23 protein-coding genes and 1 tRNA gene are annotated in these 23,933 nt (G+C 58.9%); 6 read left to right on the top strand and 18 right to left on the bottom strand.

Annotation, left to right across the window (positions count from 1 at the left end):
* Window positions 1-97: 97 nt before the first annotated feature.
* The 6 genes from HMPREF2928_RS02285 to modA all read right to left on the bottom strand — a co-directional run bounded on the left by HMPREF2928_RS02285 (window position 98) and on the right by modA (window position 5,000).
* A complete protein-coding gene (locus HMPREF2928_RS02285; protein ID WP_049341113.1) occupies window positions 98-604 on the bottom strand; it encodes a molybdenum cofactor biosynthesis protein MoaE in 507 nt (168 codons plus the stop codon).
* Window positions 594-1,112: a MogA/MoaB family molybdenum cofactor biosynthesis protein gene (locus HMPREF2928_RS02280; RefSeq protein WP_049341111.1), complete on the bottom strand. Its 519-nt coding sequence runs from the start codon at window positions 1,110-1,112 to the stop codon at window positions 594-596. The genes HMPREF2928_RS02285 and HMPREF2928_RS02280 overlap by 11 nt, the downstream gene beginning before the upstream one ends.
* Before the next feature lie 56 nt (window positions 1,113-1,168).
* On the bottom strand, window positions 1,169-1,669 hold the full coding sequence (gene moaC / locus HMPREF2928_RS02275) for a cyclic pyranopterin monophosphate synthase MoaC (protein ID WP_049341109.1): 501 nt from the start codon (window positions 1,667-1,669) through the stop codon (window positions 1,169-1,171).
* Between the two features lie 106 nt (window positions 1,670-1,775).
* Window positions 1,776-3,155 carry a molybdopterin molybdotransferase MoeA gene (locus HMPREF2928_RS02270; protein ID WP_070687279.1) on the bottom strand — a complete coding sequence of 460 codons (1,380 nt, stop codon included), beginning with the start codon at window positions 3,153-3,155 and terminating at the stop codon, window positions 1,776-1,778.
* Between the two features lie 122 nt (window positions 3,156-3,277).
* Window positions 3,278-4,150 carry an ABC transporter permease gene (locus tag HMPREF2928_RS02265; protein WP_044145744.1) on the bottom strand — a complete coding sequence of 291 codons (873 nt, stop codon included), beginning with the start codon at window positions 4,148-4,150 and terminating at the stop codon, window positions 3,278-3,280.
* Between the two features lie 43 nt (window positions 4,151-4,193).
* Entirely contained in the window at window positions 4,194-5,000 is an 807-nt protein-coding gene (modA, locus tag HMPREF2928_RS02260; RefSeq protein WP_070687278.1) for a molybdate ABC transporter substrate-binding protein, read from the bottom strand.
* A gap of 227 nt (window positions 5,001-5,227) precedes the next feature.
* Between modA and moaA the strand changes: the two genes are divergently transcribed.
* The 5 genes from moaA (at window position 5,228) to HMPREF2928_RS02235 (ending at window position 10,178) form a co-directional block, all read left to right on the top strand.
* The gene (gene moaA, locus HMPREF2928_RS02255) at window positions 5,228-6,439 is read left to right on the top strand and encodes a GTP 3',8-cyclase MoaA (RefSeq protein WP_005504903.1); all 1,212 of its coding nucleotides are present in this window, start codon (window positions 5,228-5,230) and stop codon (window positions 6,437-6,439) included.
* A 126-nt stretch (window positions 6,440-6,565) separates the two neighbouring features.
* The gene (locus tag HMPREF2928_RS02250; protein WP_070615179.1) at window positions 6,566-6,832 is read left to right on the top strand and encodes a MoaD/ThiS family protein; all 267 of its coding nucleotides are present in this window, start codon (window positions 6,566-6,568) and stop codon (window positions 6,830-6,832) included.
* Between the two features lie 14 nt (window positions 6,833-6,846).
* The gene (locus HMPREF2928_RS02245; protein WP_371440517.1) at window positions 6,847-7,539 is read left to right on the top strand and encodes a molybdenum cofactor guanylyltransferase; all 693 of its coding nucleotides are present in this window, start codon (window positions 6,847-6,849) and stop codon (window positions 7,537-7,539) included.
* A 150-nt stretch (window positions 7,540-7,689) separates the two neighbouring features.
* The gene (locus tag HMPREF2928_RS02240) at window positions 7,690-9,003 is read left to right on the top strand and encodes a molybdopterin molybdotransferase MoeA (protein WP_070687276.1); all 1,314 of its coding nucleotides are present in this window, start codon (window positions 7,690-7,692) and stop codon (window positions 9,001-9,003) included.
* Window positions 9,004-9,101: 98 nt separating this feature from the next.
* A complete protein-coding gene (locus HMPREF2928_RS02235; RefSeq protein WP_070687275.1) occupies window positions 9,102-10,178 on the top strand; it encodes a LacI family DNA-binding transcriptional regulator in 1,077 nt (358 codons plus the stop codon).
* A 102-nt stretch (window positions 10,179-10,280) separates the two neighbouring features.
* Here HMPREF2928_RS02235 and HMPREF2928_RS02230 read toward each other — a convergent pair whose 3' ends face one another.
* The 12 genes from HMPREF2928_RS02230 to HMPREF2928_RS02175 all read right to left on the bottom strand — a co-directional run bounded on the left by HMPREF2928_RS02230 (window position 10,281) and on the right by HMPREF2928_RS02175 (window position 22,095).
* Window positions 10,281-10,934 (bottom strand): GNAT family N-acetyltransferase, encoded by a 654-nt coding sequence (locus HMPREF2928_RS02230; RefSeq protein ID WP_070687274.1) that lies wholly within the window; start codon window positions 10,932-10,934, stop codon window positions 10,281-10,283.
* Between the two features lie 273 nt (window positions 10,935-11,207).
* A complete protein-coding gene (locus HMPREF2928_RS02225; protein ID WP_070687273.1) occupies window positions 11,208-13,196 on the bottom strand; it encodes a PTS sucrose transporter subunit IIABC in 1,989 nt (662 codons plus the stop codon).
* A gap of 239 nt (window positions 13,197-13,435) precedes the next feature.
* Window positions 13,436-14,977 carry a glycoside hydrolase family 32 protein gene (locus HMPREF2928_RS02220; RefSeq protein WP_070687272.1) on the bottom strand — a complete coding sequence of 514 codons (1,542 nt, stop codon included), beginning with the start codon at window positions 14,975-14,977 and terminating at the stop codon, window positions 13,436-13,438.
* A 322-nt stretch (window positions 14,978-15,299) separates the two neighbouring features.
* Window positions 15,300-15,674 carry a 50S ribosomal protein L7/L12 gene (rplL, locus tag HMPREF2928_RS02215; protein WP_005508362.1) on the bottom strand — a complete coding sequence of 125 codons (375 nt, stop codon included), beginning with the start codon at window positions 15,672-15,674 and terminating at the stop codon, window positions 15,300-15,302.
* 155 nt (window positions 15,675-15,829) lie between these two features.
* Complete coding sequence (rplJ, locus tag HMPREF2928_RS02210) at window positions 15,830-16,360, bottom strand: 50S ribosomal protein L10 (RefSeq protein WP_005504882.1); 531 nt, start codon at window positions 16,358-16,360, stop codon at window positions 15,830-15,832.
* A 399-nt stretch (window positions 16,361-16,759) separates the two neighbouring features.
* Window positions 16,760-17,914 (bottom strand): ABC transporter ATP-binding protein, encoded by a 1,155-nt coding sequence (locus HMPREF2928_RS02205; protein WP_070687271.1) that lies wholly within the window; start codon window positions 17,912-17,914, stop codon window positions 16,760-16,762.
* A gap of 101 nt (window positions 17,915-18,015) precedes the next feature.
* On the bottom strand, window positions 18,016-18,990 hold the full coding sequence (locus HMPREF2928_RS02200; protein WP_070687270.1) for a TDT family transporter: 975 nt from the start codon (window positions 18,988-18,990) through the stop codon (window positions 18,016-18,018).
* A gap of 297 nt (window positions 18,991-19,287) precedes the next feature.
* Window positions 19,288-19,983 (bottom strand): 50S ribosomal protein L1, encoded by a 696-nt coding sequence (rplA, locus tag HMPREF2928_RS02195; protein ID WP_005504876.1) that lies wholly within the window; start codon window positions 19,981-19,983, stop codon window positions 19,288-19,290.
* A gap of 137 nt (window positions 19,984-20,120) precedes the next feature.
* Window positions 20,121-20,549, bottom strand: coding sequence for a 50S ribosomal protein L11 (rplK, locus tag HMPREF2928_RS02190; protein WP_005504870.1), 429 nt, complete (start codon window positions 20,547-20,549; stop codon window positions 20,121-20,123).
* Window positions 20,550-20,815: 266 nt separating this feature from the next.
* Entirely contained in the window at window positions 20,816-21,562 is a 747-nt protein-coding gene (nusG, locus tag HMPREF2928_RS02185; protein ID WP_049338063.1) for a transcription termination/antitermination protein NusG, read from the bottom strand.
* A 104-nt stretch (window positions 21,563-21,666) separates the two neighbouring features.
* Window positions 21,667-21,945, bottom strand: a complete 279-nt coding sequence (gene secE / locus HMPREF2928_RS02180; RefSeq protein WP_049327538.1) for a preprotein translocase subunit SecE — start codon at window positions 21,943-21,945, stop codon at window positions 21,667-21,669.
* Window positions 21,946-22,022: 77 nt separating this feature from the next.
* Window positions 22,023-22,095, bottom strand: a tRNA-Trp gene (locus HMPREF2928_RS02175).
* Between the two features lie 354 nt (window positions 22,096-22,449).
* Between HMPREF2928_RS02175 and HMPREF2928_RS02170 the strand changes: the two genes are divergently transcribed.
* Window positions 22,450-23,652, top strand: coding sequence for a pyridoxal phosphate-dependent aminotransferase (locus HMPREF2928_RS02170; protein ID WP_070687269.1), 1,203 nt, complete (start codon window positions 22,450-22,452; stop codon window positions 23,650-23,652).
* Window positions 23,653-23,933: the final 281 nt, after the last annotated feature.

Here is a 23,933-nt window from a genome sequence, read left to right as displayed (position 1 = left end):
TAGTAGTAGAGGTGACTTGAGCTTTCAAGGAGAATAAGCCTGCCCGAGAGAAATCCCCCTGACAGGCTTATATAGAGATATCAGAATATTCAGAAGGCTAAGCAGGCGAAGTGTCCACACCAACCCACTCGATGCTTCCATCGAGCAGTTCCTGTTCCTTCCAAATCGGCACACGAGCCTTCACCCGGTCAGCCACCAGCTCACAGGCATCAAACGCGCGGCCACGGTGAGCAGCCGCCGCCATCACGGTCAGAGCCGACTCACCAATAGCAATCGGACCCACACGATGCACAGCCCACAGACGCACACCGTCCAGCTCGGCAGCAACCTCGGCGGCAACCTCCGCAATATACTCACGAGCCTGCGGATGCGCGCTATAGGACAGCCCGCGCACCGCGCTACCGTGATCATGGTTGCGCACAATGCCGTCAAAAATTACCAGCGCACCCATGGCGTCGGTCATGACCTCAGCCTTAGCCGCAGCGTACAGCGGCTCCAGGGGCGCCTCCGTAATATCGGTGAACACCACGGTCGAGCCGCTCGGCTCAACACCGTGCGCACCCGAATGGTCCAGGGATTCTTCGTTCTGCGGCTTAGTGGTCATGGTAGTCCTCCATCTGACGGCAAATGTGCTCAACAAGCGGGTCGAGGGTTGCCACGCCGTCCTTCACGCCACCGCGCGAACCGGGCAGGGTCATCACGAAGGTGCGGTCAATGACGCCCGCCACGCCGCGTGAAAGCACCGCCGCGGGAATGTTCTTCAGACCGTTCATCCAGAAGGCATGCATAACGCCGGGAACTTCCTTGTCCAGGTGGGGGCGAACCGCCTCCACGGTCTGGTCGTCAGAGTTCAGACCGGTACCACCGCTGGTCAGGATGAAGGTCGGCAGGTTACCGTTCTTCTTACCTTCGGTCACCAGGGTGTTGAAGTACTCGACAATATCGCGGTCTTCAATGACCACGGCATCCGGGGTGTCGAAGCCGCGCGAGCGCAGCCACTCCACGGCGATGGGGCCGGACTTATCCTCGTACACGCCGCGGGCTGCGCGGGTGGAGGCGACAATAACCAGACCGGTGAGGTTCTCGGGCATGGTGTAGTCTTCGCTACTCATTGGCTTTCCTTTTCTGTATCTATCAGATGACGGTGGGGGCGGTGCACCGCCGTAGCTTAGGATTCCTCGCGGACGGACCAGTCGCCGGACTTGCCGCCGCTCTTCTCCAGAACACGGATATCGGTAATTACGGCGTACTTATCGACTGCCTTGATCATGTCGAAAACGGTCAGTGCCGCCGAGGAGACGGCGGTGAGCGCCTCCATCTCTACGCCGGTGACGCCGCGGGTCTTCACGGAGGCCTCAATACGCACGAAGTCGGTGCCGCGCTCAAAGTCCACCGTGATCTTGCCCAGGGGCAGCGGGTGGCAGAGGGGAATGATTTCCGGGGTGCGCTTAGCGCCCATGATGCCGGCAACACGTGCAACGGGAAGAGCGTCGCCCTTGGGCAGGTCAGCGTCAAAAATCATGGCAATCACGTCTTCGCGGGTGCGCACGGTTGCTTCAGCCAGGGCGGTGCGGGTGGTAACTGACTTCTCCGTAACGTCCACCATGTGTGCCGAGCCGTCGGCGCGCACGTGAGTCAGTTCCTGGTTGGGCTGAGAGGTAGAGGTCATCGTTTCTCCTGGCTTCTGCGCGGTATTCTTCTGCCGCGAATCGTTACTTAGTGTGAGTCTCAATTATTCCTTGTCGTTCGACCAAGGAACAATGCGGGGCGGGGGCTTAGTTATCGGTGAGGCGGATGCGGTGGTAGGGTACCGCTTCTCCCCCGGTGTAGGTGGTTCCGGGCGCCAGCTCAATGAGCACGTCCGCCTGTGCGGCGCGGTGTAACAGGTGCGAGCCGGAGAGCACGTCGGGGTAGAGTTCCACCCGGTAGGTTCCGGGCTCGACCTCGACCATGCCGAGGGTTCCGCGCAGGAACTGGCGCTTGGTTGCCGGGGCGGTGATCGGGGTTTCGGTGACGAGCACGCCTCGCGGTGCGTTGTTCAGGGTTGCCTGTTCGGAGGCAACCGCATAGGGCACACCGTAGGGGCCGCCTGCACGCAGGTAGGGGCGCAGAATCAGCGCGTACGAGATGAGGGTGCTCACCGGGTTGCCGGGGAAGGAAATCATGGGCACGCGATGGCCCTTGAAGTCGAGAACGTTTACGCCCTGCGGTCCGCCGGGCTGCTGGCTCACGTGACCAAACCAGGAGACGGGCACCAGGATGTCGGCTTCGTGTGCCTTGGCGATGGCGTTGCGCACCACTTCGTATTTACCGTGGCTAATACCGCCCGAGGTGATGATGATGTCCGGCGCGAAGCTCTCGTATTCTGCCGCGAGACGGTGCAGCAACTCGATGGGGTTATCACCAATAGCGATGCGGCGCACCTCAGCGCCGTCTTCACGGAGCATAGCGGTCAGCATGGGCCCGTTCGCGTCAAAAATCTGCCCCTGAGCCAGCTCCTGCGAGGTAGCGGTGCCGTCTTCTTCAACACCGGAGAGGATCTCGTCGCCACCGGTGCAGACGAGCACGCGGGGACCTGCCGCGACGGTCAAGCGGGCATAGCCCTGGGATGCGAGCGCGCCGAGCAGAGCGGGGGTGACGCGTTCACCGGCGCGTGCGAGGACCTGACCGGTGACGACGTCTTCACCGCGGCGGCGCACGAACTGCCCGGGCTTGCCGGGGGCAAGTTTGACCTTTTCGCTGGGGCGGCCGAAGGATTCGGGCAGGTCGGGGTATTCGATGCGTTCGGACTGTTCGACGGGAATAACGGCGTCGTAGCCCTTGGGCATGGGCGCGCCGGTCATGATGGGGTAGGTCAGGTCGTCGGAGGAGCGGGAACGCTGGAGGGGTCGGCCGGCGGGGATTTCGCGTCCTACGGTGAAGATGCGGTCTTCGCGTCCTGCGGCTTCAGCGGTGAGGGCGTAGCCGTCCATTTGGGAGTTGTCGAAGCTGGGTACGTCCATGCGTGCGGTGACGTCTTGGGCGAGGATGCGTCCTGCCGCGTGGTAGAGGGGAACCGTTTCTGCTGTGCCGATGAAGACTTCGCGTAGCAGTAGCGCCAGGTAGGCGCGGTATTCTTCGGTGCTGGGGGTTCCGTTGAATTCGGGGGAAATCATGGAGGTTCCAATCGTGCGACGGCGGTTATGACTAGTGTAGGTGTGTGTCTGTGGGCTGGTAAATGGAGCTTGTCCTAAGGCTCTCTGCATACCAGGGTGGGTGGGGTGAGCGGCGGGGTGGCTTATCGGGTGCTTTCGCGTAGTTTTTTGAGGGCGCGGATTAGGCCGAGGACCCCGAAGATTCCTAAGTAGAGGCTGATGAGTATCAGGGCGCTTCCGAGGGCGCTGGGGATGTCGCTGCTGTTGATGGCTAGGTCGATGGCGAGGGGTATGGTTTGGGTTTTGCCTTGCACGTTGCCGGCGAAGGTGACGGTTGCGCCGTATTCGCCGAGGGCGCGGGCGAAGGAGAGCAGGAATGCGGTGGCGAGGCCGGGCGCGGCGAGGGGCAGGAGCACTTTGAAGGTGATTTCTGCGGGTTTAGCGCCTTCGACGAGGGCGATTTCTTCGTATTCGCGGGGAATAGCCTGCAGGGTGGTGACCGCGGTGGCAACGAAGAAGGGTAGGGCGACGAAGACCTGGGCGATAATCACCGCGTTGGGGGTGAAGGGGATGGAGATTCCTGCCTGGTAGAGGTAGGTGCCGATCATGCCTTTGCGTCCCCAGAAGAAGAGCAGCCCGAGGCCGGAGACTACCGGGGAGAGAATCACCGGGGTGTAGATGATGGCGTAGAGAACTGACCCGAATCGGTGTAGCCGCGAGCGGTTGAGCACTTTGGAGAGCACGAGCGCCAGGGGTGCGCCGAGAAGCCCGCAGATGAGGGTGGAGGCGGCGGCGGTGCTGAGTGAGAGGTTCGCCGCCCCGAGCACCTGCGGGGTGAAGATGCTGCCGAGCTGGTTCCAGGGGATGTTGAGGAAGAGCCCGAGGAGCGGTCCGGCAATGAGGAAAATACCCAGCGACGCCGGAACCAGGAAGAGCACGGGCACGGAGGCGAAGAGTCTGCTTCCGGGTGTGCGTGAGGTTCCGGCGTTGCGATGGGTAGCGGTAGTGTCTGTCATGGGTGATGAGACGCGGGTTGTTCCCTACTGTGGCGGTGTTGAATTACTGTGCGGTGTTGAAGCCGTACTCGGTGAGGATCTTCTTCGCCTCGTCGGAGTTCTTCAGCCATTCGTTGAACTTCTTCGCGGTTTCGGAAGAAGAGCCGGTCTTGCTGAGCGCCGCGGGGTATTCGTTGCGTTCCACATCGGTCAGCTCGACGGAGCCGAGGTTGACACCCTTCTTCTTGGCGGCGGCGAGGTCGGTGGTGTAGATGAAGCCCGCATCGGCGTTACCGGTGGTGACCTTGGTGGCTACGTCGGTGACCTTGCTTTCGGTGGTTGCGTTCTTGAGGGTGATGTCGTGCTTCTTCAGTTCCTGGTGGGCGATGGTGCCGCAGGGGACGTCTTCTTTGCAGACTGCGACGACGCCATCGGTGGTCTTGAGGTCGTCGAGGCTGTTGATCTTGCCGGGGTTGCCTTCGGCGGTGACGAGTACGAGCTTGTTGGTGACCAGAACGTTGGTTTCGGAAGCCGAGAACTGGTCGAGCTTCTTTGCTTTGTCCATGTTCTTGGTGTCTGCGGTGATGAGCAGGTCAGGGGTTGCGCCCTGTTCGACCTGGTTGACGAGCTTTGCGGAGCCTTCATAGACGAAGGTGACGTCTACGCCGGGGTTGGCGGCTTCGTATGCCTTTTCAAGGTCTGCACCGGCGTTGTTCAGGGAGGCGGCGGCAAAAACTTCGACCTTGCCGGAGGCAGCCTGGCTACTCGATGCGGAGGCAGTGGACGAAGAGGAGCTCTGGGTGGCGCCGCATCCGGTGAGGGCAAGGGTTGCTGCGGCGAGCGCGCTGAGGGCTGCGAGGGGGGTCTTCATGAAATTTGTTTCCTTGGTGGTTCGTACTCTTGCGGTGGTGAGGTGTTTTCCTGTTCGGGCTCTGTGTGACGTTCCGTGTACGTCCCTAGCTTGTACACGTTGTTTTCGTCACGTGGTCTGCGGTGGCGCAGTTGTAACTTACCCTGCACACACTATGTGCGGGGCGCCGGAACATGGAATAATCATATTGTCACCTGAAATATGCAAATTTTCCACATAGGTTTTACATGGCGTACACGGCAAATTCAGCTTCTTCTGAGCTCATTGCGGGCCCAATGTTAAGCACCTTATCTTCTGCGGAGGGTAACGGGGCTGCTTTTGTGACGCCCCAAAAATCTGAGAGTGGCGTAAAGGCCCAGCGTAAACTTCCGAATATTACGAATAGCGGTCCGCTCTTGGACCGTTGGGGTCGCGTGGCGACGGATCTTCGTATCTCTCTGACCGATAAATGTAATCTTCGTTGCATTTATTGCATGCCGGCGGATGGTTTGCAGTGGCTTCCCAAGGAGAATCTGCTCTCTGCAGAGGAGATTGCACGCCTTGCCGATATTGCGATTACTGAGCTGGGCGTGGAGGAGATCCGCTTTACCGGTGGCGAGCCGCTGGTGCGCGCCGATTTGGTGGACATTATTTCCCGTATCCATCAGGCGCATCCGGATGTTCCGCTTGCTATTACGACGAACGGTATTGGTTTGGAGAAGCGTGCCACCGCCCTGGCGGAGGCTGGTCTGACCCGCATCAATGTTTCTCTGGATACGATTTGCCGTGAAACCTTTGCCGAGTTGACCCGCCGCGACAAGCTCGATGCTGTACTCAAGGGTATTGACGGTGCTGCTGAGGCTGGCCTGTGGCCCATCAAGATTAATGCTGTGCTGATGCCAGGTCTGAATGATGATCAGGCTCCGGAGCTTCTGCGCTGGGCATTGGCGGGTGGCTATCAGCTGCGTTTTATTGAGCAGATGCCGCTGGATGCCGATAACCGTTGGACCCGCGAGGGCACGATTACTGCCGCTGAGATTCGCGAGAAGCTATCGGCTGAGTACGTTCTGGGTTCGGTGGCTGAGGCACGTGGCGATTCCCCCGCTCAGCTGTGGGAGGTGTACCCGCTCGGCACTGCCCTGGATGAGGCAGGATTCCCGGCTGACGGCACCGAGTCGCTGGGCCGTGTGGGCATTATCGCTTCGGTGACGGAGTCGTTCTGCAATGCGTGCACCCGCACCCGTCTGACGGCGGACGGCAAGATTCGCTCGTGTTTGTTCTCTGACACTGAGACTGACCTGATGCAGCTTCTACGTTCCGGTGCTGACGATCAGCAGCTGGCTCTGCGTTGGCGTGAAGGCATGTGGTTTAAGCCGCGCGCTCACGGCAAGGAAGACGCTGACTTCGATATTGAGGAGTTCGCCAAGGCGAGCCGCTCGATGAGCGCTATTGGCGGCTAAGGAAGCTACCCTATTTATTAGCCGGATATACAGCCAAATATGCGTGGGACAAGGTCTTTTACTGCCACCTTACCCCCTGGCTTTCGGCTACCCTGCTCAGAGTTTATTCAAGGATTGAGGAGCATTATGCAGGTTCATTTTTTCGCTGCCGCGCGTTCTGCGGCGGGTACCGCGCAGCTGTCGGTGCCCCTGGCTGAGCTGCCGTCTGCAACTCTTGGCGCGCTGATTGAGCATCTGGGCCAGAGTTTGGAGGGTACAACCCCTTCGGGTCTGACTCTTGCGCAGGTCATGGAGCAGTGCTCGTTCCTGGTCAATGGCTCCCGTTCTGATGCGCAGGCTCCGCTGCAGGATGCCGATCGTGTGGACGTTCTGCCTCCCTTTGCGGGTGGATAATGCGGGCGGATCAGATGCCCGGTTCGGAGCTTCCCGCTGAGGGTGATTTTTCGTGCGCCGCGGTCGTTGTTGCCGGAGGTGCTTCTCGCCGCCTGAACCACGTTCCGAAGGCGTCCCTGTCTGACGGCACGAGCACCCTGCTGGATTGCGCCCTGGAGGCGGTGGCGAGCGCGTCCCCGCGCGTGGTGGTGGGTCCTGAGAGCTTGCCGTTGCCGTCGGGGGTGTTGCGTACTCGTGAGGATCCGCCGTTTTCGGGTCCTGCCGCGGCGATTCATGCCGGGTTGGAGTGTATTGCGGCGGATTGCGAGCGCTCGCAGACCCCGTTGCCGGGCTGGTGCCTGATTTTGGGTGTGGATACTCCGCGTATTGCTCCGGCGGTTCAGCAGTTGCTTACCGCTGCGCGGGGTGCCGAGCAGACCGCGACTACCTTCTCCACCACCGGTTCTGAAGCGCCCAGTGACTCTGAAGCTTCTGAGGGCTTCTGGGGTGTCTCTGAGGGCATCTATCAGCCGCTGGTGGGTATTTACCGCTTTGAGGCGATTCGTTCGGTCTTTTCGACCGGTACGACTGACGCTTCTGTTCGTTCTTTTTTGCGCCGTTTGAACCCTGCGGCGGTGGAGATGTCTGCCGCTGACACCGCCGATGTTGATACGTGGGAGCAGGCGCAGGCTCTCGGCTATACGACCTCGCTCTGGTCGAGTTATTAGCACGAGTTATTAGCATCTGAGGCGCGCAGGAGCGCTAGTTGCCAAGCTACGAGTACCCTAGTGGTAGGTCTCAGTTCTTAACGCCCGACCGGGCGATGTTTTTGAGCTCGCGCGCTGTTGCGCGTCCCGCACACACTTTTACGAGGTACGATGTCTCACCATATTCCTTCTGTTTCGTGGCAGCAGGCCCGCCAGATTCTGCATGAGCAGGGTCTGGAGATTGCTCACCATGTGAAGACGGAGTCTTTGCCGCTGTTGGCGACGATTGGCCACTATTTGGCGGACGACGTTTATTCGATGATGCCGGTGCCCCACTACAGCTCTTCGGCGATGGACGGTTACGCGGTGGCGGGTGCGCCTCCGTGGCGTCTGGTGACCCCGGCGTACCCGGAGGATTCTCGCGCGAATATTCACCGCCTGACCGTGCCGATTGCACCGGGCGAGGCGACCCCGATTCTGACGGGTGGTTTGATTCCGGAGGGTGCTGAGGCGATTGTGCGTGAGGAGCATTCCCGCCTATATGAGGGTGCGGAGGCTTCGTCTCGCCCTGGTGTAGCTGCTCATTTGGAGACTCAGTCGAGCATTCATTACCTGGATATGGCGGAGGGTTTTGAGCCTCCGGCGCCGGGTGCTGATATTCGCCATGCCGGTGCTGAGTTGGAGCGTGGCGAGCTGTTGGCGCGCCACGGCGACCGTATTTCTGCGCGTATGGCGGCGTTCTTGGGCACGAATGGTTTTGATGAGTTGCCGGTGTATGCTCCGATTCCGGTGCGTTGCGCGTTTACGGGTAATGAGGTCATTACGTTTGGTGTGCCTGCGCCGGGTCAGGTGCGTGATGCGTTTGGCGGCTTTATGGAGCATGCGATTATTTCTGCTGGCTGTGAGGCGCGCCCTTCGATTCGCCTGGCGGATGTTGAGTCTGAGTTCCGCACGTTCTTGTCCACGTCGACGGCTCGTGTGCTGGTGTTTACGGGCGGGTCGAGCACTTCGGGTGTTGATTTGGTGCGTAAGGTGCTCAACGATATGGGTGCGACGTATCTGTTTGAGTCGGTGGATGTGCGTCCGGGGCACCCTGCATTGGCTGCGCGCCTGCCGGTTCCGGAGACAGGCCCGAATTCGGGTCGTGAGCGTTTTGTGCTGGGTCTGCCGGGTAATCCTTTGGCGGCTTACACTGCCCTGTATTCGTATTTGCCGCCGCTTTTGGCTGGTATGAGGGATATGCCTCTGCCGGAGCTGGATTCTGCGGTTCTGGGTGAGCCTGTTGATACTTTGCGTAAGCCGGCGGGGGCTCGTCTGCTTCCCGTGTCGGTGCGTGATGGTGTGGCGTATCCTCTGCCGAAGTCGGCGTCGCATATGCTGTCGTCGTTGGCGGCGGCTACTCACTGCGCGGTGTTGGATGATTCTTCGGTTCGGGGTTCTGCTCATGAGGTGGGGGCCCGGGTTCCGATTATTCCGGTGCTGTAGTAAGGCGCTATTTTCCGGCGTTGGAATGTTTATGCGGTATGCGGTCGGGGTATAGTAGAGAGATATGTCAATCGTTTAGCATACCGAAGGGAGCCTCCGTGGCTAAGCCCAAACTCAGCGACGTTGCGGCCCTGGCGGGAGTCTCCCCCACCACGGTCTCCCGCGTGCTCAACAACCGCGGCTACCTGAGCGAAAGCACCCGCACCAAGGTCCACGAGGCAATGCGGGAACTCGGCTACCGGCCCAACGCCATCGCCCGTAGCCTGCAGGGTCAGCGCTCGCAGATGGTGGGCCTCATCTTCCCCACGGTCGCAAACCCCTTCTACGGGGAGATGGTGTACCGCCTCGAAAGTTACCTTGCCGAGGCAGGCTACCGCGTCATTCTCTGCAATAGCGATGACCACCCCGAGCAGGAAAAGCGCTACCTGGAGATGCTTTTCTCCAATCAGGTGGACGGTATTATCAGCGGCGCGCACTCCGATGCGCTGGTGAATATTCCGCATGCTCAGGCTCCCCTGGTGACCGTGGACCGCCTCGAAAGCGGCTTTTACCCGAATATCCGTTCCGATAACTACGGAGGCGCTCGCGCCGCCACGGAGCACCTGATCGCCACGGGTGCGCAGAATATCGTGCACGTGACGTCGACTCTGGGTGAGCACAATGAGCGTCAGCGCGGATACCGTGAGGCAATGCTCGAAGCCGGGCTCATGCCGGAGTTCCTGGAGCTGGGCTTCCGCCCCTCCCTGGGCATTAAGCGTGAGGTGCTCTACCGTTACCTCGACGAACGCGCCGATAGCCCGGAGCCGGTGGATGCGGTCTTCGCCTCCAACGATAATTACGCCGCATTGGCGCTGGGCTGGGCGCGTGCACGCGCTATTCGTGTTCCGGAGGATTTCCAGGTGATTGGCTACGACGGCACGCAGAGCGTTCAGCTGCTCATGCCGGAGTTGGCGACCGTGGTTCAGCCGATTGAGGGTATTGCGAAGCGCACCGCGCAGCGTCTGCTGGAGCTCATTGAGCTACAGCAGGAGGATTCCCCCGAGGATGCCACTCCCCCAATTACCCAGCCCGAGGATATGCTCCCCGTTGAGCTCCATCTGGGTGCAACGGTGCGTTCCATCCCCAATCTGGATCAGATTCAGCCTGACACCTCCGCCCCGGACGAGCTCCAATAAGAGGCTCCTCTTCTAACGATAAAAATCCGCCCCACCGTGCGAGTGCTCACGGTGGGGCGGATTTTGCATATACATTTATCGGTTTTGTGCGCGTCCGGAAGTTTAGGAGGTGCGCTGCACAATCTCGGTGGGACCGGTGCCGGGGTAGACCATGCCGACGGCGTGTGCCTTAGAGAAGATGCCGTGGAGCGGGCCGAGGGAGAAGAATCCGCGGCGCTCGTAGAGGCGTGCGCTGTCGTAGGTCGACGCTTCGAGATAGGCGGGGTAGTCGCCAATGCGTTCGGTACCGTAGTCGAGTAGCTGGGAGCCAATGCCCCGGCTACGATACTCTTCGAGAACACCAATGTTGAAGAGGTACCAGTGCTTGTACGCGGGGCGGTACTTGAGCAGATGCAGCTCCATTAGGATCGCCTTCAGCAGAGTCTTGCAGCCGAGCGCCTTGTAGTAGGCGCCAATCTGCTTGAGTTCGTTAGCGAAGGAACCTTCCTGGGACTCGGGGGTGTTCCAGAGGCAGACACCCACGATTTTTCCGGTGGTGTTATCAATAGCAATGTCGATACGTCCGCGGCCCTGGAAGTTACCGTAGACCTGCAGGGTCATGATTGCGCGGAGCTTGGCAAGTTCCTGTCGGCGGCTACCACCTGCAATGACTGCCATCATGGCGGGGTCTCCGTCGAATGCGGCAATCAGCACCTCGAGCGCATCTGCATATTCATGAGACTCGGCGGTGCGGACGGTATAGGAAGCTGAGGTCATATTCACCCTTTACAAAAGCTTGAAACTATACATAAATATTAGCTGGATTATTCACTCCTGGCTAATAAATTGTTCCTTATCAAGACATTTTTCATGGCTATGCACCAATGTGTGCCAGCTTATATTGCACCAATATGCATAATTTTAGTGAATATTTATTCACATACTTTTTGCACGCTCTTGCAGGAAAAATTGAACACCCCGCACCAACTCTAGGGAGAGCGGTACGGGGTGCACATCACGTTGAGGTTATCTACTCATTAAGAGTGCAGACTATGCGTTAGCCTTTGCCTTCAGTGCAACCTTCAGGAGCGAATCCGCGTTGGTCACAGAAGCGCCCGAAGCCTGGACATCTTCAACCGAAGCAGCTGCCTTCTTGGAGTTGGTGATCACCATGGGGGTTGCCAGCGGATAGCCAGCAGCCTTAATCGCGGGAATATCGAACTCAGCGATCACGTCGCCGCGCTTGACGGTGTCACCCTTAGCAACCTTGGGCTCGAAGTGCTTGCCGTCGAGCTCAACAGTGTCCATGCCGATGTGCATCAGCAAATCCAGACCGTCCTCGGTTCGCAGACCGTAGGCGTGGCCGGTGGGGAATGCGACGGTAATCTTGCCGTCAGCCGGTGCGTAGAGCTTACCTTCGGTGGGCTCCACAGCAGTGCCTGCACCCAGTGCGCCGGAGGAGAAGGTGGGGTCCTTGACGTCAGCCAGCAGAACCACGGAACCGACCATGTGGGAGCCGATTTCGACGCTCTCGCCAACCTCAGCTGCTACGGCAGTAGAGGGGGCTGCGGCAGCTGCTACGGGAGTTGCAGCAGCGGGTGCCTCAACTTCCTCAGTGTTGCCTGCCTCGACCTTCTTACCCCAGATGAAGGAGGCAACGAAGGCGATGACGGTGGTCAGGACGAGGCAGCCCAAGAAGCCCGGGATACCTGCACCAACGGTTGCTTCAATCGAGGGGAAGCCAAGGTAACCAGCAGCGCCCAGCTTACCCGCCTTAATTCCAAGAATAGAGGTAACCATCGAACCAATACCCGCGGAAACGATTGCAATGTAGAAGGGCCAGCGCAGAGCCAGGTTGACACCGAACATTGCGGGCTCGGTAATGCCCAGGAACGCGGAGGGTGCGGCTGCAGAAGCAATACCCTTAATCTTCTTGTTCTTGGTGGTCAGCGCGACACCGGCTGCGGCACCGCCCTGAGCCACGTTAGACATGGAGGCAACGACGAAGATGAAGGAACCACCGGTAGCCCACAGGCTCATCTCGATGGGCGGGAATGCCTGGTGCATACCGGTCATCACGATGAATGCGTAGAAGGTACCGAAGAGCAGACCGCCGAGCGGGCCGGCAACGGTGTAGAGCCAGTTGATGCTTTCACCCAGCCAGGTGCCCAGCTGGAACATCGGGGGTCCGACCAACAGGAAGGTCAGGAAGCCGGTGATCAGGATGGTGAGGGTCGGGGTGAAGATGAAGTCGATGGTTCCCTTGAAGACCTTGTGGAAGAACTTCTCGACGTGGGACAGGATAAATGCGACCAGCATGATGGGCAGCACGGTACCCTGGTAGCCCGCCTGCTGAACCTGCAGACCGAAGAGGTTCCAGTACTTCATCGGGTCGGTGCCTTCAGCACCTGCCAGGGATGCTGCGACGTTGTAGCCATTCATCAGGGCCGGGGATACCATTGCGGCACCCATGGTCATACCCAGGTAGGGGTTACCGCCGAAGACCTTGGTGGCGGAGAAGCCGACCAGCACGGGCAGGAAGGCGAAGGGAGCTGCGGAGAGCAGGTTGACGATATCCGCGAAGTCAGCCCACTCAGGGAAAAGTTCAATAACTGCCTGGGGGCCAAAAATACCCTTAGAGGTCAGGAGGCTATTGAGCGCCATCAGCATACCGCCACCGACCAGCACCGGGATGAGCGGCACGAAGATGTCAGCAATGGTCTTGATGAAGCGGGAGACAATGTTGCCCTGCTTGGAGGCAATTTCCTTGAGCTCGTCCTTGGATGCCTCGGGTGCGCCAGCAGCGATGAGGTGCTTATGTACCTCGTTGACGTCGCCGGGGCCGACGATGATCTGGAACTGGCCAGCGTTAAGGAAGCTGCCCTTGAGGTCTTCGTCGTTGTCGATTGCCGCCTGGTCGACCTTGTCCTGGTTCTTCAGGACGAGGCGAAGGCGGGTTGCGCAGTGTGCGGCTGCAACGATGTTGCTGGCGCCACCGACGTCATTCAGCACGCGCTGTGCCACTGACTTGTGGTCCACGCTCGCTCTCCTTTGTTTGGAGCACCACCGTATGATGCTTTGTGAATGAGGTGAGATATGTCTGTGTGTGCATGTCATGCATATGTCATACGTTTGACATATCGGATGTAAAACATGGTATCACGGGAAAGTTCTTAAAAGCGAGGGCCCACCCTCCATACGGAAAGTGAGCCCTCAGACATATTCAGAAATTACCAGAAACCACCCGTGCAGGCGGGTCCTAACGCTTAGAAAACGGCTTAGAGACGGCCGTACTCCAGGGACAGCACCTCGCCACCGGTCAGGCGGACGCGGCGCTTATCACCCTTGAAGAAGGTGCGAGCGGTCATGACCTCAGCGCCCATGGACGCGACCAACTTGCCGCCCACGTACAGTTCAGTAGCCGAGCCATCCACCAGCAGATCAAACTCGCGAATCTTCGAACGCTTCAGGGTACGGCGGCGCAGGCTACCACCCTCGGTGTAGCGGGTACCGCCACGGTCCATCTGCACAAAGTCCTTATCCAGCACAATGCTCAGAGCCACGCCGTGAGTGTCCTTAATCTTCAGCTTCACGCGCTCATCAGAGACATTTACGCGGCCACGCAGACGGAAGGTCAGGGCGTTCTTCAGCTCCACGAGCTTGCCCTTCTCCTCCTCACGGTACAGAGGGTTCATCTCCATCGCGTCATTCAGCTGCGGAACCGGACGCTGGAAAATCTTGCCGTTACGCAGGTGCAGCTCACGCGGGTAGGTGAACATGTGCACCCAGCGGTGACTCCACGAGGGCAGGTCGTCCTGGGCTGCGTTACCCAGCCACGCAATCATCACCGGGGCATCGCCGCTCACGGTGTGCGGTGCCTTCGGGTCAGCAGTCAGGCCGGTACCGGAGATGGTCTGCGGAGCGTAGAACTCGAAACCTGCATCCAGCTCGGTGAAGGGGGTCTCCACGGTGAACTTGAGGGTCTCGTTATCCAGCGAACCGACAATGTAGCCGCTCTGGAAAATGTTGTTGTACTTCTCGCCGAGGGGCTCTATGCCCTGCGGGCTGAAAATCAGCACGTCGCGGATTTCGCCGGTCAGCTCATCGCGCATGCTCAGCAGGGAGGGGCACTCATACATGTAGGTGCCCTTGAGGGTCTTGTCCTTGATGCCCAGCTCGCCGCGGAAGGTCCACTCGCGGCGGTCCTTGGAGGTGTACACGACCACAGCACCGGTCAGGTCCTCACGCTGAGCACCAATAACCATCCACCATTCGCCGTTACGCTCAAAGACGTGCGGATCGCGGTAGTGTGCAGTGTAGCCCTTTGCGGGGCCGGAAATCAGCGGGGGCAGCTGACGGGTCGGCTTCGCGTCCTCACCCGCAGTTGCGAGAATCTGGTAGGTTTCGCGGTTGCCCTTTTCGTCCTTCACGTTACCGGTGTAGAAGAACTCAAAACCGCCGGGAACCTTAATACCGGAGCCGGAGTAGCAGCCGTGCGAGTCGTAGCGGCTATCGGGAACCAGCGCGGTACCCTCATCGGTCCAGTGGGTCAGGTCCTCGCTCACCGCATGACGCCAGTAGACCATACGCTCCGGATGCAGGGGCGAGTACTGGTAGAAGGCGTGGTAGCGCTTACCGTCAAAGACCAGACCGTTCGGGTCGTTCAGGCGACCCACGGGAGGCGCCAGGTGCAGTGCCGGGTAATCGCGATCTTCACGAACACCGGCGCCGAAAGCGTCCAGAATCTGCTGTGCTTCAGCCGCCAGATCGCGGGCGGGTCGCTCGGTCGCACTCTTCTTCTTTTTCTTCTGCTCGCTCATGTCTATCCGCTTTCGTGCAAAGGAATGTCTGGGTTGTCTCATCCCATCATACGGCACCTCTGACCCGTTACCGGGCTCTAGGAGAGAGGCACCACAGTGCTCTCAGCCTCTCTCATCCGGGGCACAGGGCGGTCACAGCGACTTCTGCGGGTGACACGGTCAGATGGGACAGCACCACCGTTTGCTACAGGAGAAAAGAGCGGACACGGCAAAGCCCCGAACCTCCCCAGTCTTCATACCGGGCGGGTTCGGGGCCGTTAAATGCCGCGAGGCGGCACATCCGATGGATGCACCGCCCGCGTAAGAATCGAGAAGAAGTCGATTACTTGAGGGTGATGGTTGCGCCAGCAGCCTCGAGCTGCTCCTTAGCCTTCTCAGCGTCTTCCTTGGAAACGCCCTCGAGCAGAGCCTTGGGAGCGCTGTCAACCAGGTCCTTTGCTTCCTTCAGGCCGAGGGAGGTCAGGGCACGAACTTCCTTGATCACTGCGATCTTCTTGTCGCCAGCGGACTCCAGGACAACGTCGAACTCGGACTTCTCTTCAGCAGCCTCGCCTGCTGCGCCGCCTGCTACAACTGCAACGGGAGCAGCTGCGGTGACGTCGAACTCTTCCTCGAATGCCTTGACGAACTCGGAAACCTCAACGAGGGACAGTTCCTTGAATGCTGCAATGAGTTCTTCGATGGACAGCTTAGCCATTGTTTGGCTCCTTCACTATCTGGTGCGGGCTGACGCCCGCGGTGTAAATCTTCAGTACCTACCCGAAAGGGTCGGTCAAATTTAGGGTGCGTTACACGCTATTCGCGTTCACGCTGCTGAGTATCTCAGCGCTGGTGCAGTAGCACGAAAGGGGCTTATGCCTCTTCCGAAGCCTCCTCGGCTGCAGCGGGAGCTGCGCCTTCCTGCTCCTCCAGCTTGACGCGCAGTGCGTCCACAACCTGTGCGATGCGTGCGATGGTAGCCTTTGCACCACCTGCAACCTTGGACAGCAGAACCTCGCGGGATTCCAGGTCAGCGTAGCGCTTGACGTCGTCCTCGGTCAGAGCGGCACCTTCGTAGTAACCGTTCTTCACAATCAGCTGGGGGTTAGCCTTGGCAAAGTCACGCAGGCCCTTAGCAGCATCGATCAGGTCGCCCTTGATGAATGCCAGTGCGGAGGGACCCTGGAGGTGGCCTTCGAATGCGTCGATGCCAGCTTCCTTAGCTGCAATAGCAGCCAGCGTGTTCTTCACCACGGCGTATTCGGTCTCTGCACCGAGTGCGCGGCGCAGCTCCTTGAGCTGTGCAACAGTGAGACCGCGGTATTCGGTCAGGATGACTGCGTTCGAAGCTTCGAAGAGTTCCTTCAGCTCGGATACTGCAGCGATCTTTTCCTGAGTCGCCATGGTAGTTCCTTCTTCCGATTCTTGTAAGGTCGCCGGTAGAGCCTCGAAGTATTTATTGCAAGCAATAAAAAATGCCCCGACGCGTAGGCGTACGAGGCACGATAGACGGAACCCTGCATGAGGGCGACGGCTATTCACTTCGAGTTACCTACGCGGGCGGCGATTTCTAGTGAAATCTGCTCTTATCAGAACTCTGTTCTTCGTCTCCATCGAGGTGGCGATAAAGGACATAGTTCTAGACCGGCGGTCTTTGGTTCATTCATCATCTCAGGTTAAAGCCCGAGTCGCAAGTTAAAAACGTGATTAAGCGGGATTAATCACTTAAAGACCCCTTTTAAGCCAATTAACCGCTCTTTCTCCCGCCTAAAAGGCCCGGTTGAAAGGCTCAGAAACCGTGTTCTAGAGGTAAAAGCGCTTTCCGCCTGAGAACAAGAAGCAACGCTCCGCCGCCACGCCCAGGTGCACCCGCTCCCCCGCACTCAGGAAGGTACTGTTCGGGGAGGTGCCGCTCAAGGTGGCGCCCTGCGCATCCGAGATAAAGAACTCAAGCTCCTGACCGGCACGCACTCGGGCACACATTCGGGCACACAGCTCAGAATCCGCCGAAGCCCGCCGAGATTCCAGAGGCAGGGACACCGCCTCCAACAGACGCGCACGGTACAGCATGCCACCCACCAGATGGCGGCTGCCAAGCACCTGCACCGGCAGAGCATGAGCAGCGTCTGCTGCCACAGAGCACAGCGCGGTCGCACGAATCGCCAGCTCACACCCGGCAGGAAGCGACTCAGAATCCTCAAGATTCAAAAGGTTCAGCGCGGGCGCCGCCAAAAGCTTAGCCACCTGCAGAGTATGCGGATGCGCCAGCAGCCGCTCCGGAGTGTCCACCTGCACCAGGTAGCCGGCGTCCATGACCGCCACCCGCTGGCCCAGCATGAGCGCCTCATTCTGATCATGGGTCACGTACAGGCCCGTAAAACCGTAACGCTCATGCAGGCGCACAATGTCGGCGCGGATACTCGCACTCATCTGCTCATCCACACTCGCCAGCGGCTCATCAAAAAGAACCACCGGGGCACGACGAATCAAAGCACGCGCAATACCCACACGCTGAGCCTGACCACCCGACAGTTGCGAAGGCTTACGGGACTCCAGCCCCTCAAGCTTCAAAGCCTCCAGCAGCTCACGGTAGTAGTCCATATCAACCTGACCGGCGAACGCACCCAGCCGGGTCGGAAACAGAATATTGTCCTTCACGCTCAGGTGCGGGTACAGAATAGGGCGCTGAAAAACCACACCCACCGAGCCGCGCTCCAGAGGCTGACCAGCGTAGGTCACCCGACCGGCGCTCGGCTCCTCCAGGCCGGCAATAATACGCAACAGAGTCGACTTACCCGTACCCGAAGAACCAACCAGAGAAATCAACTCGCCAGGGTGCACATCCAGGTCAATCTCATTCAGAACCGTCGTATCGGTGCCAAAGGTCTTAGCGACACCTCGAATACGCAGGCCTTCAAAAGGCTCCGCCGCGGCAGAAGAATAGGATGCAGAAGTCATTCCCCCATTATCGCCGAAACTTGTGCCCGGCACGGGTGCAGAAGATAAGCACCGTCATAAAACAACGCGCGAGCCTCGCACCAGAGTCTCATGTGAGCACCCTAGCTCGGTCGTACCAGCAAACGCCCCTTCAACGCCAGATGCAGCGTACCCACCCACAGGAAGATGAGGAAAGCCGTACCCGCCACCGTTAGCGCAGAACCCACCAACCCCAGCGAGCCAGCTGCCGTCAAGCGAATACCGCTCGCCGCCATGGAAGCCATACCGAACGAGAAACCCCACATGCTCATCGAGAAACCACCCTCAAGAGTCCACGGGAGCAAACGCATCAAGAAGAACAGCTGCAGAATGCCATAACCGGTCAGCACCAGGAAGAACCAGTCCACCGTGCCGCCATTAGCCGCTAGGTACGCGTTACCACCCACAAAAGGCGGCGCCATCTGGATACCAATAATGCCGCGCTCCCCCTGAGGTAGCGGGGCCAGGGTGCGCAGGCGGCTCAGAATCGCGGCCTCGACACTGAACCACGAAATCAGGCCCGCACCGAAGAAGAGCATCGCCATGTCGTGCCATCCAACAAAACCCATCGCCGTAGCGGTCGCAAAATTTGTCGCCACAGTCGGCAGATACAGCACCGGCGAGGCAGCCTCAGGCGCATACCCACCACGCCACGTACCGGCAATACGATGAGACGCGAAATACAACTGACCTACAGCTCCCAGCACCACCAGAGTCAGAGACGGAACCTTAGCATACAGGTAGAGAGCCGCACCCACCTGCGCCGTCGTCGCCGGAATCAGCGAAAAGAAGCAGGTACGCGCCGGATGCTCCCAAAAACTACGCACCCACGCACGGTACTTCACCACCGAATGAACCAAAAACCCCACAAGGAGCAGCCACACCACAGCGTTAAAAGCCAGGATGCTTTCCCCCACCCAATCAGGTGCCATTCCCTTCGACGCAGCGGTACGCCAGGCAGCCCCCAAAGCACCGGTGCCCAGCGCCACCGCAAAATAATTGACCGGCACGCTGAGACCGCGACGGGCGCTCTGCTCGCTCTGAAGGGAAGAAGGCATTAGGTTTTACCTCTCATAGTTGTAGGGCAGGATGGGGACACGCAGCCCCAATATGTGTTTCGACGGTGCCGGGGCATGGGCAACACCATAGGGACCAGAAAATCATTCTATGTTTTAAGCCTATACAAGCTGGAAGTCCGTGACGTACTTTAACTGGCCCCGGTCATGCATGTCTTGAATCTTCACGCTGTGTTTTGAATCTTCACACAGACAAAATCATGCACAAAAAAGTCGCCCCCGACGCCTAAACGTCGGGGGCGACTACTAGCTAAATGCTAGAAGCTACAGGTGCATACCTTAGGCAGCAACGGCAGCCGGATCAACGGGGATGCCGGGGCCGAAGGTGGTAGCAACGGTTGCCTTGGAGATGTAACGACCCTTAGCCGAAGAGGGCTTCAGACGGTTAACCTCTTCCAGAGCTGCCTGGAAGTTCTCCTCGAGCTGCTCAGCGGTGAAGGAAGCCTTACCGATGATGAAGTGCAGGTTGGAGTTACGGTCAACGCGGAAGTCGATCTTACCGCCCTTGATGTCTGCAACAGCCTTTGCAACATCCATGGTCACGGTACCGGTCTTGGGGTTCGGCATCAGGTTACGGGGACCCAGGATCTTACCCAGGCGGCCGACCTTGCCCATCATGTCGGGGGTTGCAACCGCTGCGTCGAAGTCAGTCCAGCCGCCAGCGATCTTTGCGATCAGCTCGTCGGAACCAACGTAGTCAGCGCCAGCTGCCTCAGCCTCAGCAGCCTTGGGGCCTGCTGCGATAACGACCACGCGAGCGGTCTTACCGGTGCCGTGGGGCAGGTTCACGGTACCGCGAACCATCTGGTCTGCCTTACGGGGGTCAACGGACAGACGCATTGCAACCTCAACGGTTGCGTCGGTCTTGGTGGAAGAGGTTTCCTTCGCCAGGGCAACTGCCTCAGCGGGGGTGTAGAGCTTACCCTCTTCAATCTTGGCTACAGCTGCCTTGTACGCCTTGCTGCGCTTTGCCATCTGCTTTTCTCCTTATGCAGTTGTGGTCTCGTGAGCCGCGCTCGGCTCTGCCACATCCCGTCCATATGACGGGCATTTACAAGTTCTGTGTAGAAAAATCTACGGTGCCGATTACTCGGCTATTCGGCGAACCGAAATTACTCGACGGTGATACCCATGGAACGAGCGGTACCTGCGATGATCTTGGAAGCAGCATCCAGGTCGTTTGCGTTCAGGTCGGGCATCTTGGTCTCAGCGATTTCGCGCACCTGAGCCTCGGTCAGCGAACCAACCTTGGTGGTGTGAGGAACAGCGGAGCCCTTAGCAACGCCAGCAGCCTTCTTGATCAGCTGGGAAGCCGGAGGAGTCTTGGTGATGAAGGTGAAGGAGCGATCCTCGTAGACGGTAATCTCAACGGGGATGATGTTACCGCGCTGCGACTCGGTTGCAGCGTTGTATGCCTTGCAGAACTCCATGATGTTCACACCGTGCGAACCCAGTGCGGGGCCGACGGGGGGAGCCGGGTTAGCGGCGCCTGCCTGGATCTGCAGCTTGATGAGGCCAGTGACCTTCTTCTTGGGAGCCAATGTAGGGTCCTTTTCTTAGCTGGGAACCGACGCACAGGAGCGTACGCCGGCAAGACGGTGACCGTGGCGCGGTCACCCGTGTATCCGCATGAAAGCGTGACATGCGCATACACAAACCAACATTCTAGCGTTAATCAGCGACTTAATCCAGCGCCAGCTAGCAGAAAGAGTAAACCCCACCCGCACAGCCACCGTTGGTTATACAGCCGACACAAAATATGAGCCCCGCACCGAAGTGCGAGGCTCATATTCACACGCTAAAAGCGTTAAATCTTTTCGATCTCGGTGAAGCTCAAGGTCACCGGGGTATCGCGGCCGAAGACGGAAATCATCACGACAATCTGCTGGGACTCGCCCTTGATCTCCGAAACGGTAGCGTCCATGCCCTCGAAAGCACCGGACTTCACGCGGACGTTCTCGCCCACAGTGTAGTCGGACTCGATAACGGGCTTGGAAACGGGCAGGCCCTGGCTCTGCTGCTGCTCTTCGAAGACCGGCAGGAGCATGTCAAAGACCTCGTCCATGCGCAGCGGGACCGGGTTGTACGCATCCTGACCCACGAAGCCAGTCACACCGGGGGTGTGGCGGACAACGCCCCACGAGTGGTCGGTCAGTTCCATACGAACCAGAACGTAACCGGGAACACGCACGCGGCGGATGGTCTTCTTCACGGTGTTCTTGAACTCAACCACGGTCTCCATGGGAACCTGAACCTCGAAGATCTCATCTTCAGCTTCCAGGTTCTGGATACGGGTCTCGATACCGGTCTTCACCTTGTTCTCGTAGCCGGAGTAGGTGTGAACCACGTACCAGTCGCCCATCTGACGGCGCAGCTTGGACTTGAATTCTTCCAGAGCGTCGACTTCCTCAGCAGCCTCAGCAGCTGCTTCAGCCACCTCGACAGCCTCGGTAGCTTCCTCAGCCTGCTGCTCAATAGCTGCAGACTCCTCAGTAGCCTCAGCAGCGGCTACCTCGACCTCTTCAATCTCGGATACCAGTTCCTGCTCGGACACGTCGCTCCTACTTTCTATCGTTAATCATCTAGAGGGGACTTCCACTCGCCAATGCGCTGAGGGAAATCACTGATGGGGCACCCCAGATAAGGATGCAACCAGTACTAGTTACGCTGAATCGTTCCGTTACCGAAAATCCAGAATGCTCCCTGGCCGAAAAGATAATCCAGACCAGAAATAAGAAGGAGCATCACCACGACGAAGAACAGAACTCCGAAGAAGTAACCAACCAGTTCACGTCCGGTGGGAGTAGTAACCTTCTTCAACTCCGCAAAAACTTCACGGAGGAATGCAAAAATACGGCCGAAGAAACCGAGCTTCTTATCGTTCTTCGACGATGCGCCGGGCTGAACAGCCTTCTCGGCGGTAGCAGACGATGCCATTTCTTCTGCCCCTTTCTGAGTCTAAAAAAGTACGCCCGGAGTGCGGGCGTACAAATTATTTATTGAGGCAATAAAAGCAGGGCGGACAGGACTCGAACCTGCAACCTGCGGTTTTGGAGACCGCTGCTCTACCAATTGAGCCACCACCCTTTGAAGTTTTCACTTCAGGTGTGAGAGTTGCTTCTCACTCGTTCACTCCTCTATTGCCTCGCAAGCCGTGGGCTTTAGAGGGGCAAACAATTACACCCTTGCGGGTGCAGAACTAACTGTAAACCATCTTTCGGGGCCGATGCAACTTCAAAATGTAATATTTTTCGAAAAACCTCTTGAGATACCTTGACGAAGGGTTCCGTATCGCTACTAGTGGACCGTATCCTATTACAAGGAACGCCGCACACACCCGCGCCCATCACGCGCGGATTGGTCCCACACGCGCATTCCCATCACCTATTTCCTTGTCGACTTCACGCCGGCAGCGCACAAGAAGAAAGAGAAGAGAGCCCCATGGCGCGTATTTCAAGCCGCATCGGTGCCATCGCACCCTCCGCAACCCTTGCCGTCGACGCAAAGGCAAAAGCACTCAAGGCTCAGGGACGCCCCGTCATCGGTTTCGGCGCAGGCGAACCGGACTTCCCCACCCCCGCGCACATTGTGGACGCCGCACGCGAAGCGCTCAACGACCCCAAGAACTTCCGCTACTCCCCCGCCTCCGGTCTTCCCGAGCTGAAGAAGGCAATCGCGGAAAAGACCCTGCGCGACTCCGGCGTAGAGATTGACCCCTCCCAGGTTGTCGTCACCAACGGCGGCAAGCAGGCGGTCTATCAGGCATTCGCAACCGTCATTGGCGAAGGCGACGACGTCCTGTTGCCCGCACCCTACTGGACCACCTACCCCGAGTGCATCCGCCTGGCCGGCGGCAACCCCATCGAGGTGTTCGCCGGTAGCGACCAGCACTACAAGGTCACCGTCGAGCAGCTCGAAGCAGCCTACACCCCCGCCACCAAGGCGCTCATCTTCGTCTCCCCCTCCAACCCGACCGGTGCCGTCTACACCGAAGAGGAAACCCGCGCCATCGGCGAATGGGCTCTGTCCAAGGGTATTTTCGTTCTGACCGACGAAATCTACGAGCACCTCACCTATGACGGTGTTCAGGCTGTCTCCATTCTGAAGGCGGTGCCCGAACTCGCTGACCTGTGCGTCATCCTCAACGGTGTGGCAAAGACCTACGCCATGACCGGTTGGCGTGTGGGCTGGATGATTGGCCCGCGCGACGTCATCGCCGCAGCTTCCAACCTGCAGTCCCACATGACCTCCAACGTCAACAACATCGCACAGCGCGCAGCCCTTGCCGCCCTGACCGGCCCGCAGGACGACGTGGAAATCATGCACGCAGCCTTCGACCGCCGCCGCCGCACCATCGTAGATGGCCTGAACGCTATTGAAGGCGTGCACTGCCCCGTACCCACCGGTGCGTTCTACGCCTACCCGGACGTACGCGAACTGCTCGGCAAGGAAATTGAGGGCGTACGCCCGCAGACCACCGCAGAGCTGGCTGAGCTCATCCTCGAAAAGGCTGAGGTCGCCGTAGTTCCCGGCGAGGCATTCGGCCCCAGTGGCTACCTGCGCCTCTCCTACGCCCTGAGCGACGAGGACCTGGCGGAGGGTCTGGCACGCCTGCAGAAGTTCCTCGGTCAGGCACACGACTAGTTCCGTCTCCCTCTGAGCGCGCCTGCTGAACCTGCAACTCACCCCGTGGGAAGCGGTTCAGACGTGGGATAAACCGGTGCGAAACGATCAATCACAGGACTATTGACCGTTTTTTGTCCTAAGAACGGAGAATCCCACAAATATTTAAAAATATTTTTAAAACGAATGAGGCTTCCCGCATCTTTACAGATGTGAGGAAGCCTCATTCGCCTCTTCGGTGCCATAGGTGGGAAAGGGCGGCTATTTGTGTTTCAAACCCAAACATACAGGTACTAAAAACC

The sequence above is a fragment of the Rothia sp. HMSC072B04 genome, from assembly GCF_001813725.1.
GTDB classification, from domain to species: domain Bacteria; phylum Actinomycetota; class Actinomycetes; order Actinomycetales; family Micrococcaceae; genus Rothia; species Rothia mucilaginosa.
The sequence above is the reverse complement of the archived record's forward strand: the minus strand, read 5'-3'. Positions and strand labels throughout refer to the sequence as shown.